The sequence below is a fragment of the Alteromonas sp. ABE4_545 genome (genome assembly GCF_056161325.1).
In genome coordinates, this window is sequence record NZ_JBSWYY010000007.1 from 87,427 (window position 1) to 102,927 (window position 15,501).

General features: G+C 46.2%; 15 protein-coding genes and 1 pseudogene. 6 read left to right on the forward strand and 10 right to left on the reverse strand.

Features of this window, described 5'->3' with window-relative positions; all coding sequences use genetic code 11:
- Window positions 1-11 precede the first annotated feature (11 nt).
- The 3 genes and pseudogenes from ACXAH6_RS08990 to ACXAH6_RS09000 all read left to right on the forward strand — a co-directional run.
- On the forward strand, window positions 12-608 hold the full coding sequence (locus ACXAH6_RS08990) for a DUF1415 domain-containing protein (RefSeq protein WP_474876322.1): 597 nt from the start codon (window positions 12-14) through the stop codon (window positions 606-608).
- 187 nt (window positions 609-795) lie between these two features.
- Window positions 796-1,200, forward strand: coding sequence for a Dabb family protein (locus ACXAH6_RS08995; RefSeq protein WP_474876323.1), 405 nt, complete (start codon window positions 796-798; stop codon window positions 1,198-1,200).
- 155 nt (window positions 1,201-1,355) lie between these two features.
- Window positions 1,356-1,589, forward strand: a pseudogene (locus ACXAH6_RS09000) (efflux RND transporter permease subunit); the annotation flags it as partial.
- Between the two features lie 59 nt (window positions 1,590-1,648).
- Here ACXAH6_RS09000 and ACXAH6_RS09005 read toward each other — a convergent pair.
- From ACXAH6_RS09005 to ACXAH6_RS09015, 3 genes are read right to left on the reverse strand one after another with little or no spacing between them, the layout of a single operon-like run.
- Window positions 1,649-2,758 (reverse strand): ABC transporter permease, encoded by a 1,110-nt coding sequence (locus ACXAH6_RS09005; protein WP_474876324.1) that lies wholly within the window; start codon window positions 2,756-2,758, stop codon window positions 1,649-1,651.
- Complete coding sequence (locus tag ACXAH6_RS09010) at window positions 2,755-3,681, reverse strand: ABC transporter ATP-binding protein (RefSeq protein ID WP_474876325.1); 927 nt, start codon at window positions 3,679-3,681, stop codon at window positions 2,755-2,757. The genes ACXAH6_RS09005 and ACXAH6_RS09010 overlap by 4 nt, the downstream gene beginning before the upstream one ends.
- Window positions 3,678-4,631: an HlyD family secretion protein gene (locus ACXAH6_RS09015; RefSeq protein ID WP_474876326.1), complete on the reverse strand. Its 954-nt coding sequence runs from the start codon at window positions 4,629-4,631 to the stop codon at window positions 3,678-3,680. Before ACXAH6_RS09015 ends, ACXAH6_RS09010 begins: the two co-directional genes overlap by 4 nt.
- A gap of 121 nt (window positions 4,632-4,752) precedes the next feature.
- On the opposite strand from ACXAH6_RS09015, the gene ACXAH6_RS09020 reads away from it, so the two are divergent.
- Window positions 4,753-5,415 (forward strand): TetR/AcrR family transcriptional regulator, encoded by a 663-nt coding sequence (locus tag ACXAH6_RS09020; protein WP_474876327.1) that lies wholly within the window; start codon window positions 4,753-4,755, stop codon window positions 5,413-5,415.
- A 7-nt stretch (window positions 5,416-5,422) separates the two neighbouring features.
- Here ACXAH6_RS09020 and ACXAH6_RS09025 read toward each other — a convergent pair whose 3' ends face one another.
- From ACXAH6_RS09025 to ACXAH6_RS09040, 4 genes are read right to left on the reverse strand one after another with little or no spacing between them, the layout of a single operon-like run.
- Complete coding sequence (locus tag ACXAH6_RS09025; protein WP_474876328.1) at window positions 5,423-6,439, reverse strand: DUF4340 domain-containing protein; 1,017 nt, start codon at window positions 6,437-6,439, stop codon at window positions 5,423-5,425.
- A gap of 2 nt (window positions 6,440-6,441) precedes the next feature.
- Window positions 6,442-8,298 carry a GldG family protein gene (locus tag ACXAH6_RS09030; protein WP_474876329.1) on the reverse strand — a complete coding sequence of 619 codons (1,857 nt, stop codon included), beginning with the start codon at window positions 8,296-8,298 and terminating at the stop codon, window positions 6,442-6,444.
- A 2-nt stretch (window positions 8,299-8,300) separates the two neighbouring features.
- Entirely contained in the window at window positions 8,301-9,035 is a 735-nt protein-coding gene (locus tag ACXAH6_RS09035; RefSeq protein WP_474876330.1) for an ABC transporter permease subunit, read from the reverse strand.
- Window positions 9,032-9,961 (reverse strand): ABC transporter ATP-binding protein, encoded by a 930-nt coding sequence (locus ACXAH6_RS09040; protein WP_474876331.1) that lies wholly within the window; start codon window positions 9,959-9,961, stop codon window positions 9,032-9,034. Before ACXAH6_RS09040 ends, ACXAH6_RS09035 begins: the two co-directional genes overlap by 4 nt.
- Window positions 9,962-10,290: 329 nt before the next feature.
- On the opposite strand from ACXAH6_RS09040, the gene tsaA reads away from it, so the two are divergent.
- A complete protein-coding gene (tsaA, locus tag ACXAH6_RS09045) occupies window positions 10,291-10,998 on the forward strand; it encodes a tRNA (N6-threonylcarbamoyladenosine(37)-N6)-methyltransferase TrmO (protein WP_474876332.1) in 708 nt (235 codons plus the stop codon).
- A gap of 38 nt (window positions 10,999-11,036) precedes the next feature.
- Here the strand turns inward: tsaA and ACXAH6_RS09050 are convergent, their stop codons facing one another.
- Both ACXAH6_RS09050 and ACXAH6_RS09055 read right to left on the reverse strand, forming a co-directional pair.
- Entirely contained in the window at window positions 11,037-11,957 is a 921-nt protein-coding gene (locus ACXAH6_RS09050) for an alpha-E domain-containing protein (RefSeq protein WP_474876333.1), read from the reverse strand.
- Between the two features lie 2 nt (window positions 11,958-11,959).
- On the reverse strand, window positions 11,960-13,414 hold the full coding sequence (locus tag ACXAH6_RS09055) for a circularly permuted type 2 ATP-grasp protein (protein ID WP_474876334.1): 1,455 nt from the start codon (window positions 13,412-13,414) through the stop codon (window positions 11,960-11,962).
- A 223-nt stretch (window positions 13,415-13,637) separates the two neighbouring features.
- On the opposite strand from ACXAH6_RS09055, the gene ACXAH6_RS09060 reads away from it, so the two are divergent.
- Window positions 13,638-14,378, forward strand: coding sequence for a proteasome-type protease (locus ACXAH6_RS09060; RefSeq protein ID WP_474876335.1), 741 nt, complete (start codon window positions 13,638-13,640; stop codon window positions 14,376-14,378).
- On the opposite strand, the gene ACXAH6_RS09065 is transcribed toward ACXAH6_RS09060, so the two are convergent.
- Window positions 14,338-15,456 (reverse strand): zinc-binding metallopeptidase family protein, encoded by a 1,119-nt coding sequence (locus tag ACXAH6_RS09065; protein WP_474876336.1) that lies wholly within the window; start codon window positions 15,454-15,456, stop codon window positions 14,338-14,340. The genes ACXAH6_RS09060 and ACXAH6_RS09065 overlap by 41 nt on opposite strands.
- Window positions 15,457-15,501 lie beyond the last annotated feature (45 nt).

A 15,501-nucleotide genomic window follows, 5' to 3' on the forward strand; every position in this document is an offset into this window, starting at 1 on the left:
GTATTTTGGTAATGCAAACTTCCCCATCGGCGGCACACTCAGGCAATCAATGCCCACACAGTGCCGCTATGATCGAAAAACACATGTTCGCGTGGGTAGACCAAGTGGTTATCCATTACGACTTTTGCCCCTTTGCTAAATTTGTACGAAACGATGGTATTCGTGTAGAAGTCTCGCCTGCAAACGCGCTTGATGATGTAGTGCTTGCCGTGAAGCACGCGTGCGAACATCTCGACACTCACAGCAAAACGGCCACCACCTTACTCACTTTCAGCGATGGTCTTAAAGACTTTCACGACTACTTACTTGCTTTAGATTTAGCGCAGCAGATGATGGCAAGTTGGGGATATGACGGCGTGTATCAACTGGCCAGCTTCCACCCTGATTACACCTTTGGTGGAGAAGACGAAAGTGCTCCAAGTAACTTCACTAACCGGGCCCCTTACCCTGTTTTTCACCTTATCCGAGAAGCAGATATTACCCGCGCTTTGGAAGATTACCCCGACCCCGAATCTATCCCGCAGCGCAATATCGACCTCGCCAATGAAGTAGGGTGTGAACACTTTAAGCGCATTCTTGCGCAAATTAGTACTCTACCCAACGCGTAACTTCGCCAACGTAATGACAGCAGCCTACTGCCTTCATCTGCTTTGCCAGGAAGGCAAAACATCTAGTCAGTGGGCTCGCGATCATCAAACATAAATAAATCGTTCAGCATTTGAGATATAAAATAATCAATCTCCTGCGCATAAGTTGCTAAGCTAGCAAAAACTTTAACCTTGCAAAGGTCTGATTATGTCTATGAACCGCCGACAATTTATCGCTGCCACAGGGGCTGCTTGTGCCGCCACTACCCTACCAGTATCAGCATCTAGTGCCGAAAAAGCGCTGGCGCCTGTTATTCACAATGTCTATTTTTGGCTGAAAAACCCCGACTCAGCGTCAGACAAAGCTAAGTTAATCGCAGGGCTACAATCACTGGCTGTCATTCCACAAATTAAAGCTCTACACGTGGGTGTGCCAGCTTCGACAGAGCAAAGAGATGTCATCGACAGCTCTTACCAAGTATCTGAACTCATGCTGTTTGATACCGTAGAAGATCAAGACAACTATCAAACTCATCCTGTACATCAAAAGTTTGTCGAGGAATGCGCTCACCTTTGGCGAAAAGTGGTGGTATACGACTCAGTAAAAGCCTAAACATCAACATTCGACCCAGCTACTGGGCAAGTATGACCGGAGGATTGACTCAACTGCTGGTTATCGTTAATCTCCGGTCATACTTGTCAGATTCTGGTTTTCACTTTGCAGTGTAGGTTTAAAACAACGCGTCAAATTAAAACCGTGTAAGGTATGCCGTTGTGGAAGGGGCTATTGCCCGCTTGCGGCCGGTTATGATGACTGCACTGGTAGCCAGTTTAGGTTTTATTCCTATGGCACTGAATACAGGTACAGGGGCTGAAGTTCAGAGGCCGCTTGCTACAGTCGTGATTGGCGGCATTATTACGTCAACATTGCTGACGTTATTTGTCTTACCCACGCTATTTGAAATTACCCACAAACATCGCCGTAAAAACTCAACCGGCTAACGCGTTAATCACCTATGTAGGTAAGCCTCTACAACTCGAGGCTTACCTCTTTTAGGCAGCTAATCCAGCGACTTGGTAAAGCGTTTAGCGGCAACCAGAATACCCAATACAGTAAAACCCAATAGCCAGAGCGTGTCTTGCCACATCGCCAATAGGTCGGAGCTACGAAGTACCAAACCTCGAATTAAACGCATAAAATGCGTAGCGGGAAAAGCTTCTGAAATATACTGCGCGACCACTGGCATGCCGTCGTAAGGAAACATAAACCCAGACAGCAAAATAGACGGCAACAAAACAAACATTGTCATCTGCATCGCTTGTAATTGGGTTTGTGCCACCGTTGAAATCAGCAATCCCAAGGTTAAACTCGCCGAAATAAAAAGCAGTGATCCCATAAAAATATCGAGATAGCTGCCTTGAATAGGAACGTGAAATAACAGATGACCTAACCCCAATACAATCACCACTTGGAGCAAGCCGACAAAAATATAGGGGATGATTTTGGCAATCATCAGCTCTAAGGGTTTGACGGGTGTATTGATCAACAATTCTAAATTACCGCGCTCTCGCTCGCGCACAATCGCAATACTGGTAAATAGCACCATTGTCATGGTCAGAATAACCCCTAATAAACCCGGCACAATATTCAACGCGGTTCGTCCGCTCGGGTTATAGTAAAGGGCCACATCAAAGGTCTGCGTATCACTTGAGCTTTGCACACCATTGTTCAACTTGTTGTTAAGCGTAAACGGCAAGCCTTGTAGCCCTTTAATCGCATTGCCAATCACGCTGTCTGTACCATCGACCATCCACTGCCCTAAGGTTTTCCCTTGCAATAAACGCTGATTCACATCGGCCGGAATAAATAAGGCGGCCCTGACTTCGCCTGCTTGTATGGCAGATTTCGCCTCATCTGGAGTGGCGAAGCGTTGCGTAAAGGTGATCACCTGTGTGGCTTTCACTGCCTCAATAATAAATCGCCCAGTTTGGTCATGGCTTTGATCAACCACTGCCACAGGTATGTGTCTCACGTTGGTATTAATAGCAAACCCGAACAGCAGCAACTGAATCAGCGGGATCATAACAATCATGCCAAACGTCAGCCTATCTCTCGACAATTGCCTGATTTCTTTAAAGGTCATTGCTTGAATTCGCACTAGGGTTTTCATTGCCTCCCCTCTCCGGTCACACTTACAAACACGTCTTCTAAAGTTGGACGCGCTCGGGTGATTTCGACCTCTTTCAGCTCTCGGCAAGCATGTTGAATAAACGCTTCTGGATCGGTAACTGAGTTATACACCAAGACCCTGAGGCGCACGCCTAATTGCGCGGCGGAACGCACTTCTGGCAAAGCGGTTAGCTTGTGTTTCAGCTCGCGTAAGCCAGGCGCTTTTATTTCAATGATATGCACACCCATATCGGCCATTAACTGTTCTGGCGCGCCATCTGCGCGTATTTGTCCGGCTTCCATAATTGCGAGCTTGTGACAACGTTCAGCTTCGTCCATGTAATGGGTTGTTACGAGGATCGTCGTGCCTTGCTCAGACAAATCAAATAGCTTTTCCCAAAAATCTCGTCGATTTTCAGGGTCTACTGCTGAGGTAGGTTCATCCAAAAACAGTAATTCGGGTTTATTCATCGTCGCGGCTGCCAGAGACAATCGCTGCTTTTGTCCACCACTCATCCCACCGACGCGCTGACGCTTGAGGCTATCTAAACCATACGTGCTGAGTTGTTCTTGAATACGCTGACGTAATACAGGGCGCTCCATTCCGTATATTTGCCCCATAAAATGCAGGTTTTCTTCCACGGTTAAGTCTTCATAGAGCGAAAACTTTTGCGTCATATAACCAATATTCAAGCGTAGTTTTTCTGCATCGCGGGGCATTTGGTAGCCCAGCACCTTAATTTCCCCTTCTGTTGGTGTTAATAAACCCGTTAACACGCGAATGGTAGTCGATTTACCGCAGCCGTTTGGCCCCAAAAAGCCGTAAATATGGCCTTTGGGTACGTGCAGAGAAATATCGTCAATGGCACAAAAATCACCAAATTTCTTGGTAATGTGTGACGCACTTATCGCTAATGCCGTCATAGCTGATCCAAATTCATTTGCACAGGAATACCTATTGCCAGATTGTCCGCCTGCTCTGGTAAATCAATTTCAGCCAAGTACACTAATCGAGAGCGATCAGCTTCGTTCATTGTGCGATAGGGGGTAAAAGCAGGATCATGGGAAACCCAACGCACCCGACCTGTTAAAGAATGCGTCACGCCATCAATTGCCACTTCGACTTCACGCCCTTGCGTCATTTTTGCTTTGTACAGCTCGGGTACATAAATACGCGCAAAGGAAGGAGACTGGGTCAGAATAATTGCAACCGTGGTATTCGCCACCACACGCTCACCCACTTCAAATGGCAGTGCGTCTAGTCGGCCTGTGCGGGTCGCTTTTATGGTCAATTCATCTAACTCTGTTTGCGCTAATGCTAAATCGGCTTCGCTGGCCGAATAGGCAAATTGCGCTTGTGCCACCAGTTCTGACCGTGTGCCTTGCTGCAATTTAAGTAAAGACTGAGCGGCCGCTTCCACATTAGCTTGTGCTACCTCACTGTCGCGAATAGCGCTATCGAGATCAGCCTGAGTGGCCATTGTTTGTTTAACCAAATCCCGTAGTCGATTAACCCGTTTGTTTGCCTCAGCCAAGGTCGCTTTTACTTGGGCTAATTGCGCCTTCGCTGCCAGAACGTCTTCTTGTCTTTCACCATTTTGCAATTGTTCAAGATACGCTTTTGCTTGCGCTTTAACCGCTTCGGCTTTTTGTAACGCAGCCCGCTTTTTACTGGGGTCGAGTTGGGCAATCACCTCGCCTTTTTCTACAACACTTCCCTCTGCGACGAAAATATCTGTGATTACTTCACTCACTGGCGCTGTAAGTGACACCCGCTCGTGCTCTAGTGTGCCCGAGGCATTATTTGTTGTCGCTCCACCACACGCTGTCAGTATCGAACAACAGACCACAGCGGCAAAGAATTGAGCTTTCATATTCAAACCTATTGAGTCGAGGTGGGTATATCGTTTGATACACCGACCTAGTTTAAATTTAATTTAAACTAAATTTAATTTAATATAGTGCCCAAAGTCAAACACGATAATTAAGATTGAGATGAATCAACGGGATACAGTGTTGCGTAAAGATGGGGCTGTAACGTATCGACGCATTTTAGAAGCTGCCGGTAAACTCTACGCTGAAAAAGGCATGGCAGAGACCAAGAACAAAGCAATTGCGGCATTAGCAGAAGTAGACCTCGCCTCCATTAATTATCACTTTGGTAGTCGAGCTGGCTTGTATCAACAAACACTCATCGCCGCCCACGCTCACTTTATCGACCAAGCCACTTTGGCCGAACTCTACCACCGAGATATACCAACAAAAGCAAAGTTCGAACAGTTTATTGCACTGCTAACAGACGCCGTATTATCGCCATCGAGCTGGCATGCTAAATTGATTGCTAGGGAATTATTGTCGCCTTCAAGTAGCTTGTCGGTTTTAATGAGTGACGAAGTGATGCCCAAATTTACGTGGGTAAGAAAAATAATTGGAGAAGTGAGTGGTATTCCCGCCGACAGCGATGCCATTTTACCTTGCGTAATCAGCATCGTTGCACCCTGCTTAATGATGCTCGTAGTCAGTGAAGAAGTACCTGGGCCGATGAAGTTTGTGCGCGCGATGGACAAGCAAACCCTACAAGACTACCTCAATACGTTTGCCTACGCGGGGCTACAAGCAACAGGCGCCCAATATCAAAATCGGGCGCCTAAAAGTTAGTCAGCGCTTAGTTTTGTTCGTCTGACGAGGTATTTGCTTCGGCCACCGGCACAGGCGTCGCGAGCAGAGATTGTCGTAAACCAATTAAGGCTCTGGCCTGAAACGCACTTAATTCAAGTACCCAATTTTTCGACCACGCTGGCGCTGCTGCGCCAGACAAGGTTAACCAATACACACCAGCCTCGACATTTTCAGGTGGAAAATAAAGGCGATATATTAACTGTTGCTCATCGCCTTTAAAGAAATGCCATGTACGAAACGGCGGTAAACCCGTCTCTACGACTTCGCTGGCAGGTTTTACCCGTTCAAACTCTACGTGTAACACGTCTGAAACGGTTTGATTCACAATACTGGGGTATTTTAAGGTTTCATTTTCCGACATATTCGCCAATGACCAAGTGCCATCTTGTTCAAGACGCCAACTTTCATCCCCTGCCACTTGCACAGCTGTAAGCTTTTGCTCATTCATGCCCAGCCAATTAGGATCTAACCAATCTGTCTCAGAGAGGGGCAAGTTTATAACCTGATCAATGAGGTAACTCGTTTTTTCATCAGGCTTGCGCACATATTGCCCTTGGCTATTAGACGCTTGATTGCCAATTAACGTTTGCCAGGTTTTATCTTTTGTCTGTGCTATCACTTGAATAGATTGGGCGTCTGGGCTCGTTATCGCCTCGACACCTAAACGACTGTAATTTTCCGCTTTTGCCGTTTTCGTTTCGACCACTTGCGCAGCAGCCAGTGCTGTCACTAACGCAGACAATTCTCCTTTATCAAGGGGGAAGGCTTGCTCTCCCGAGGAGTGAAACGCATACCAACGATCCCCTACGCGCTTAGCGTCTAGCAAGGATTGTTGAGCAGAGCGGATCGAAATAGCATCCAAGTTTGCCGCTTGCTCAAACAAAGCCGGTAAAAAGCGCTCTTGGTCTGAAGACGGCTCAGTGTCTTGTAAACTATGAATCACTACACCCAGTAAGCTCAAAGTAGCCAACACTAGAAATAAACGAATCAGTCTTCGGCTCATTTTCATGCCTCGCCTTTGTATTGAAGCGTAAACCGACCATGGCTTCGCAATTGCCGTTTTCTCGCTACCATCCAAAGCAGTAAAACTAAACACAAAGGCATAACGGCGATATTGATAAACTTCAGCCAATTACCGAGGGCGTCAATGTCGTGTTTAAGTTGGTACTGCACTTCTCGCAGTTGCTTGCGTATGGTCAACCTCTGTTCAACAAAGGAGTCAATCGCGGCTTGCTGTTCAGGAGTAAGGGCTAACGCGCCCCCTTGACCTTGCTGGCCTTGTAATTGAGCCAGTTGCTGTTCAGTATCGTTGAGTTGTTGCTGTAGCATTTCCTCATGTTGTCTAAATTTAGCCTCGGCTTTTACCTCTAATGCTTTTACTCGGTCGAACGGCCGCGCGAATTTGCCTCGACTACGTACACTGATCAATGCACTACTACCAGCGAGGTTGTCGGTAGCATTCACAATAAGATCACCATTATTCGCAAAGGGGGTAGAAATTGTTTCACCAAAGAAGTTAGACATTTGCACCCAGAACCGGTTAGCCAATAAGTCAGCATCAGCCACCACTATCACGTTAAGTGCGTCGGTAGCCGTTTTATGCTGTGTGTTAGCCACACCCTCCGGCACGGTGTCGAAGGCCGAACTTGCGGCGCCAGAAAATCGTGCTGCGAGCGTATATTGCTGGGCTTGATTATCTAAATACCCACGCAAGTCTTGCGGATCTTGTACTGCTTGATATTCAGTGCTGTCTATCAGTACGGCCTGCTCACTGGATTGAATCAGCGGCGTCATTGCCAATTGGCTGTCGGCTGTCTGCGCTACTTCACCAAACGACGCACCGTTAATAATATCTAAGTTAGCGGTAACAATGTCATCTCTGTCTATTTCGCTATCGGTCAAACCTAAAATAGCACTGTGGCGCACAACCGCCCCTTCGGGTGAACGAATCTCCAACCCAAGATTAGGGTCGAGTACAACGTGGTCTAGGTCTACGTGAATGCCCCATTTTTCAAGGAGGGGGAAATCTGTGGTAGAGCCACCACCAGCAAGCGCTGCTGGGTCAGATTCAAACACGGGGTCTGCCAACACCAATACGTTACCTTGGGTCATCGCAAATTGATCGATATCGTAAAGTAACGACTTAGACAAGTTTTTGGGGTTAGCCAGCATCAGTATGTCGGTATCTTCCGGTAGTTGCGATGCACTGCTATCGACAAGAGATACACGATAGAGTTGAGAAAGTTGCGTGTAGAACGCCATGGGTTCAGTGAACTGCCCCGTCATCGGGTTTTGCCCACCCGCCACTTGCATATCGGTTACCAATGCCAAGTGAATCGGATCTGGATCGCTCAGTTGGTAAATTAGCTTGCTAATTTCGTATTCTAAAAATTGTTCTTTTTGTGGGTCAAAAAAGCCAATCACAAACTGGTCATCTAAGGCATTGGTACCGGCTAACCCAAGGTATATAGTGTCGCCCATACTTCCCACACTCGCCCCCGTCAAACCAAACTCCGCGGCTCTGTCTTCGGCTTCTGAAAAGGGCTCTGGGTCAATCACCTGTAGCGTGATTTTCCCGTCAGATTCACTGACATATTCTTCTAATAAACTCTGGACGCGATTGGCATAGTTGCGCAGCGCCGTCATGCCTTTTGTCGCGTCGTCCGAGAAAAAGAAATACAGTGTAATTGGCTCTTCAATATCTTGGATAACCGCTTTACTCCCCGCAGAGAGAGAATAAACGTTGTTTTGCGTAAGGTCGAAACGAAGGTGGCTCAGCAATTGGTTATTCACCACAACCAGTGACACAAAAATGCCTACCAGCACCACCAAACTCATCAAGGCAGAATATTTTCTTTTCATCGTTAGTCAGCCTTTTTCTGTTCAATAATAATGAAACCCGCGTAAAGCCAAATCAGCGTTGTAATGACAAAATAACCTATGTCATTAAAAGCCAGCACGCCCTTTGCCATGGCTTCAAAGTGGGTCAAAAAACTAAAACTCGCAACCGTATCGATCACGCTATTGCTAGCCCAGGCTTGAAAAGCGTCCAACACGATACTGCTACCACTGACGACAAACAAAAAGCACGCAACGATAGCTAGAATAAATGCGATGACCTGATTTTTAGTCAATGCCGACATGCACATTCCAATGGCAAGATAAGCGCCTGCCATCAACCAACTGCCAATATAAGCAGAGACAATAATACCGTTGTCAGGCTCGCCTAAATAATTCACCGTGATCCACAACGGAAAGGTTAATAGCAGGCTCAAGCCGAGTACTGCCCACGCAGCGAGAAACTTACCCGCTACAATTTGTCCGATAGACACAGGCAACGTCATGATTAATTCGATAGTGCCTGATTTTCTTTCCTCGGCCCATGCTCGCATGGCGATAGCGGGTACCAAGAACAAGTACAACCAAGGGTGAAAATTAAAAAATGCCAACAAGTCGGCTTGTCCGCGCTCGAAAAAGCCGCCCATAAAAAACGTAGCAACACCGCTTAAAATAAGAAAAATAGCAATAAACACATAGGCTACGGGGGTTGCAAAAAAGCTGTTGAATTCTCGCTTTGCGAGAGTCAGCACCGAGTTCATGCTGCCACCTCTTCATTACTGGTGATACGACGAAATACGTCATCAAGCCTTCCGGCCTCTACGTGCAACTGATTCACCGACCATTGATTCGCTCTTATTGCCTCCGTCACCGCTGGCAAAATAGTGTGGCCGCGTTCAGGAAACAAGGTGATCAGCCCTGTTAAACGGTCTTTTTCCACTGCCTTTACGCCAGTAATGGCACCCAACAAGGCCAGATCAACATTGTCGTCAAGCTGTATCGTTACCGCATTAAAATATCGAGATGTCGCCTGTAAAGCGGAGGGGGTGTCATCAAATTTCAATTGCCCATTCGCAATGATCATCACTCGACTACACACCGCCGTGACTTCTTCAAGAATATGGGTAGACACAATAACAATTTTGTCTCGTGATAAGTTTTGAATCAGCGCCCTAACTTGATGTTTTTGGTTTGGGTCGAGCCCGTCTGTGGGTTCGTCGAGAATGAGAATTTGTGGGTCATGAATTATTGCTTGCGCCAGACCAACGCGGCGTTTAAACCCTTTCGACAAAGTATCTATCGGCTTGTCTAGCACATCGTATAAAGCCACTTGTTCAACAACAGTTTGTAAACGCTCACTTTTATATTGACCGTTCAAGCCTCTTACATCTGCAATAAAATCCAGAAATTGTAATACCGTCATATCGCCATACGCAGGTGCACCTTCGGGCAAATATCCCATTAGAGATTGAACCTGTTTGGCATGTCGACGAATATCAAGATCGTCAATATGTATACTGCCTGAAGACGGAGTAAGAAAGCCCGTCAGCATCTTCATTGTGGTTGATTTTCCCGCGCCATTAGGACCAAGAAACCCCACCACATCGCCAGGGCGAATAGAAAACGAAAGATTGTCGACAGCGGTAAACGCATTAAAAGTTTTGGTAAGTTGCTTAACTGTGATCATCACATTCCTATCTATGACCAAAAAAACAAATGACAGACGTATTGATTAATACCAACACATGTTTTAACAGCTATTGCTAGCTACATACAGCAGCATTAGATGAGTCGGCACTCATCTTCGACCAATATATGCAATTCAAAAGGCACATTTTCAATAGTGTAAAAAGAAAAATGGCCCGCCAGAATGACGAGCCGAAAGGTTGGGATCCAGGGTAAAATGCTTAGCGTCCCATGCTAAGCAAGTAATTCGACTAATAACGTATCAAGAAAGTGTGAGACAATTATTACATTCAAACACTGAAGTGTTGCCAAATATTACAGAAGCCCATTATGCGTCATGTCATCGAAAGTATTGCCACGATCAAAACACCGTTTAAGCAAAAGTTTGCCATTCCTCGCCAAGCAGTACTGACCAACGCGAAAGGGGTTATTGAGTTTGAACCAGACTACACAGACGCCAATATTCTGCGAGGAATTGAAGAATATTCTCACTTATGGCTGTGTTTTTTATTCCATGAAAACCTTGATGCCGGATGGAAGCCAACAGTAAAAGCCCCTCGGCTGGGCGGCAATCAAAAAATGGGAGTACTCGCCACCCGCTCAACGTTTCGTCCCAATGGCATGGGTATGTCTGTGGTGAAAAACAAAGGGGTGGAATTCAATAGAGGCACGCTAAAACTGCACGTAGAAGGCGTTGACTTGCTCGATGGCACACCTATTGTTGATATAAAACCCTACCTTCCCTACGCCGACTCCCTACCGACCGCAGAGGCAAAGTGGCTCAACACAACATCGGTTCCCCAACGCTCGGTTTCTTTGTCTTCAAAAGCCACACAGCAACTCAAGAGTTTGCGCGGAGCGCCATCGGATCTAGTGCCACTGCTCGAGGGAATTTTGGCTCAAGACCCTCGCCCTGCCTACAAACAAAGCGTTGAAAATGATGACAAAATCTATGCCGTACAGGTGTACGAATATGATGTGCACTGGCAAGTCATTAACGGTGACGTGTTGGTAAGCTCGATTGAAGTCACTGGCTGATCGTGCTGCCAAATCACTTTAGGCAGCACGGTACTCACTTAAAAATACGCCTCGTTAATGGCGTTGTGAATAGCCATTAACCCCATTTGAATTTCGTCGATCCGTTCGTGTAACAAATCTTGGGTTAACGTGTAAGTGTCGGTGCTTTGAATATCATCGAGTACAGCGTTTGTCTGCGCGACTACAGGGGCATTGTTCGGCAACTCATTCAGGCACTTTTTTAACTGTTCCATAGAATGACTCAATGAGCGCGGAAACGTTTTTTTCTGCATCAAAAACTGCAACACATCTGAACGCCCGATCTTTAAACGCATTTCTTGTCGATACATCTGATAAGCGGTTAGCGATTTAAGTACACTCATCCACTGAATATTTTCGAATGCAGACAATTCTTCGGTCATATATGGGAGCAGTGAAGCTGAGCGCACATCAATAATACGCGTTGTCATATCTGCCCGTTCAAGGTGACGACCAAGGCGCAAGAACGCATACGCTTTGTCGCGGTTCATTGTCCCCCCAAGCAAACCGGTTATCAGTTGGTTACCGGTGATAATGCGATCGAGGCACGCAAAACGATGACGACGAGTCAGTACACTTTGCCCGTCTTCTTTGGCTGTCAAATGCAAATTGTTTATTTGCTCCCAACTCTCAGCGGGAATGATATCGCGAATAATTCGGGCGTTTTCTCGCGCATGGGCCAATGAGTTAATAATCGACCCAGGATTTTGGGTATCGGTGACCATAAATTTGATCACGCTTTTTTCATCGGCTTCTTTGTATTGGGCGTAAAAGTTATCGCGAAAAGATAACATGTCAATAATGGGCTCCCAGCCCAAGGTTACACTTTTAGGTAAATCTAACAACAAATGTGTATTCACCTGAATGAGCCGAGCGGTATTTTCTGCACGCTCTAAGTAACGCGCCATCCAATAAATATGATTCGCAACTCTAGACAACATACTTATTCGGCCTCCATATCAACTATCCATGTATCTTTACTTCCCCCACCTTGTGACGAATTCACTACGGTCGAGCCTTTTCGCATTGCCACGCGAGTTAAACCACCAGTGGTCACTTTGATATCTTTGCCGCTCAAAATAAAGGGGCGTAAATCCAAATGACGAGGCTCAGCTTTCGTATCAATGAGTGTTGGTGCTGTGGAGAGCAAAAGCATAGGTTGCGCCACATAGTTACGAGGGTCACGACGAATCAAACGCACGAATTTTTCGCGTTCAGCTTTGGTCGCATGTGGGCCAATCAGCATGCCGTAGCCCCCTGATTCGTTGGCCGGTTTTACTACCATTTCATCTATGTGTTCAATAACGTAATCACGCTCATCTTTATTCACACATTTATAGGTTGGCACATTCGGTAACAATGGCTCCTCGTCGAGGTAATAACGAATGAGATCGGGTACATAGGCATACACAACTTTATCGTCGGCCACCCCCGCGCCCGGCGCATTGACCAGTGCGACATTCCCCGCCTTCCACGCGCGCATTAAACCCGCGACGCCTAACATCGAATCTTCTCTAAACGCTTCGGGGTCGAGAAACGCATCGTCTATTCGACGATAAATCACATCCACTTGCGCTAAACCTTCCACGGTACGCATGTACACTTTATCGTCATCTTCGACAACTAAATCACTCCCCACGACCAACTCAGCCCCCATTTGCTGCGCCAAATACGCATGTTCAAAATACGCTGAGTTATAAATCCCTGGGGTCAGTACGACAATTTCGGGCTGGTCAATTTCTCTCGGCGACATTTGTGCCAGTAAGTCGTATAGCTGCGAGGGGTAATCGTCTACTGGCAGAATGTTGTACTTTTCAAACATGTCAGGAAATACGCGTTTCATCACATGGCGGTTTTCTAACATATAAGACACGCCAGACGGCACTCTTAAGTTGTCTTCCAATACATACACAGTACCGTGATGATCACGGACTAAATCCGACCCACAAATATGGGCCCACACACCGTGTTTAGGTTTAACACCTCGGCATTCTGGCAAGTAATTTTTAGATTGTTCGAGCAGGCTTGCGGGAATAATGTTGTCTTTCAAACAATGCTGATCGTTGTAGATGTCGTCAATGAACATATTCAACGCCTTCACGCGTTGTTTTAGCCCTTTTTCAACTTCCAACCATTCTTTTTTATCAATAATGCGAGGAATAATATCGAAGGGCCACGCTCTGTCGATAGAACCTTCTTCTTCGGTGTACACGGTAAACGTGATCCCCATTACATGAATGGCTGTGGCCGCGGCCGTTTTATAATCTTCGAGATCTTTGTCGCTCAATTCACGCAGATAACTGCAAATTTGTTGTGCCGCAGGACGTGGTCGGTTTGTGGCTCTGACAAGCTCATCAAAAAAACGCCCTGGATTATAGTTACCCCATCGAATTGCCATTCGTCTATTCCCTGAATTTTTGTGTGCTTTTTTTAATCATCTAATCGTGTTTATGACTAAAATGCAATCAGAAATATGGCTGTTTTATGACAAAAAATATAGATTTATGCGGTGAATCAATTCATGCTAACCTCGATTAACAGCGATCCCTGTCAATGGCGGTGCATCGTGAACACACGGCGTGATTTTTAAGTGACATCAAGTCACTCTGCGGAGCAAATTTGTGACGTACTGTTTAGCAATAAAAGTAAATAAAGGCCTAGTCTTAGCTTCTGATTCTCGCACTAATGCAGGCGTTGACTATGTAGCAACATACAGCAAAATGCGGCGTTTCTCCTGGCCTGGAGAAAGAACACTTGTTTTACTCACGTCGGGCAGTCTCGCGACCTCCCAAGCGGTTGTCAATGCCATAAATCGAGACCTCAACGACCCTGATGCTGAATTTTCATTGCGTTCGGGAAAGCACTTACATGAAGTAGCGCAATATATTGGCAAGCTCAGTCAACAAGAACAGCAGCTCCACGCTAAAGCTATGGAAAAAAGCGGTATTAGCGCTGAGTCGAGTTTTATACTGGGCGGGCAGATTGAGGGCCAAGAGCCTGAAATTTACAATATCTACCCTCAGGGTAATTACATCAGTGCGTCTAACGACACGCCCTATTTGCAAATTGGCGAAAACAAATACGGTAAACCAATCTTAGACCGCATTATCACTAATACCACCAGCCTGGAAGACGCTGCGCGTTGCGCGTTGGTTTCACTCGACTCCACAATTCGCTCTAATTTATCAGTAGGGCCTCCGGTAGAGCTGTGTATCTACACGGCCAATACATTGGCTGAGCCGTACCATCAAACCTTAACGCTCAATAGCCCAATGTATAAATCCATACAAAAACAATGGACCCAAGGGCTTAAACGTACGTTTAGTCGCTTGCCGCGTTTTGAGTGGGAGAAAGACAGTTAATCTGAGTACTCTTACGTACGAGGTTATGAATAAAATGAAGCTTATCCATGGCATTTTCAGGAATGACAAACGGATAAGCATCATCCATTCCCATACTCCGATTCAATGCATTCAAGGTGGTGGTTAGGTTATACCAATCAGCTAATAGCACTCGGAAACTGCGTTCAGCGTGATCGCTATCAACCGGCGAGTCATCGGTTAAGGGGTTAGTTAAGCTGTCGCCTCTTACACTAACGTTATATTCGTTGGCCGTTTCTAACGTATCGACAATGTGCAGATAGTGGGCCCATGTCTCGGCCCAATCTTCCCAAGGGTGCATACTCGCATAAGCACTGATACAGTGCGTATACCAATCGGGTTGAGGGCCGTTTGCATAATAGTGCTGTAACGCTTGCGTGTAGTCTTGTCGTTCATCGCCAAATAGTCGCCTGAAGTCTTCCAGTAACTGCTTGCTGTTGATCAACAAATCCCAATAGTAATGGCCAGATTCATGCCGAAAATGCCCAACTAACGTGCGGTAGTTTTCATTCAACTGTTGGCGAATAGCAATACGAGAAGCATCTTCGGCTTCCTCTAAGTTCAGCGTGATCACGCCCTCACTATGGCCTGTAATCACTCGGGATTTTACCGTGAGTTCCTGCCCAAATTCGTCTTCTTTGATGTCTTCTAAAAACCGAAATGCCAAACCAGCAGAACTTTGCGATTTCCCCATAATCGGCAAATTGAGTTTTTTAAGAGTATACAACAAGTGTCGTTTGGCCTGCTCCATACGAAACCACAACGGCAAATTGCGTTTATTAGAAAGGTTGGGAATAGCGTCGGTTAACCGGCATGACTCACATAACGCTTGCGTGTCTTCGACTGGCACCATCCAGTTGCAAACATTGTGATGCTCGTGGTTATAACAACGCTTGTACACGCGTTTATTCGCCAACGCTAACCACGTGTTTTCCCCTTCGGGAATAAGAGCACTAACCACTTCTTCGTCGGGTAAAAAGCCTACATACCGTTGGCACGATAAACATTGGCTATTGGCGAAGTAAAGCGTATTGCCACATTCACAAGTAAAATTTTTCAACGGAAAATCGACGCCTTGAGATCAGAAAACGCGTTATTCAAAGTT

Coding starts and splice junctions, on each gene's coding strand:
- ACXAH6_RS09035 (WP_474876330.1), bottom strand. CDS start 9,035: ATGAACTCGGTGCTGACTCTCGCAAAGCGAGAATTCAACAGCTTTTTT.
- ACXAH6_RS09030 (WP_474876329.1), bottom strand. CDS start 8,298: ATGAAAAGAAAATATTCTGCCTTGATGAGTTTGGTGGTGCTGGTAGGC.
- ACXAH6_RS09040 (WP_474876331.1), bottom strand. CDS start 9,961: ATGATCACAGTTAAGCAACTTACCAAAACTTTTAATGCGTTTACCGCT.
- ACXAH6_RS08995 (WP_474876323.1), top strand. CDS start 796: ATGTCTATGAACCGCCGACAATTTATCGCTGCCACAGGGGCTGCTTGT.
- ACXAH6_RS08990 (WP_474876322.1), top strand. CDS start 12: ATGCAAACTTCCCCATCGGCGGCACACTCAGGCAATCAATGCCCACAC.
- ACXAH6_RS09025 (WP_474876328.1), bottom strand. CDS start 6,439: ATGAGCCGAAGACTGATTCGTTTATTTCTAGTGTTGGCTACTTTGAGC.
- ACXAH6_RS09020 (WP_474876327.1), top strand. CDS start 4,753: ATGAATCAACGGGATACAGTGTTGCGTAAAGATGGGGCTGTAACGTAT.
- ACXAH6_RS09015 (WP_474876326.1), bottom strand. CDS start 4,631: ATGAAAGCTCAATTCTTTGCCGCTGTGGTCTGTTGTTCGATACTGACA.
- ACXAH6_RS09050 (WP_474876333.1), bottom strand. CDS start 11,957: ATGTTGTCTAGAGTTGCGAATCATATTTATTGGATGGCGCGTTACTTA.
- ACXAH6_RS09010 (WP_474876325.1), bottom strand. CDS start 3,681: ATGACGGCATTAGCGATAAGTGCGTCACACATTACCAAGAAATTTGGT.
- ACXAH6_RS09055 (WP_474876334.1), bottom strand. CDS start 13,414: ATGGCAATTCGATGGGGTAACTATAATCCAGGGCGTTTTTTTGATGAG.
- tsaA (WP_474876332.1), top strand. CDS start 10,291: ATGCGTCATGTCATCGAAAGTATTGCCACGATCAAAACACCGTTTAAG.
- ACXAH6_RS09005 (WP_474876324.1), bottom strand. CDS start 2,758: ATGAAAACCCTAGTGCGAATTCAAGCAATGACCTTTAAAGAAATCAGG.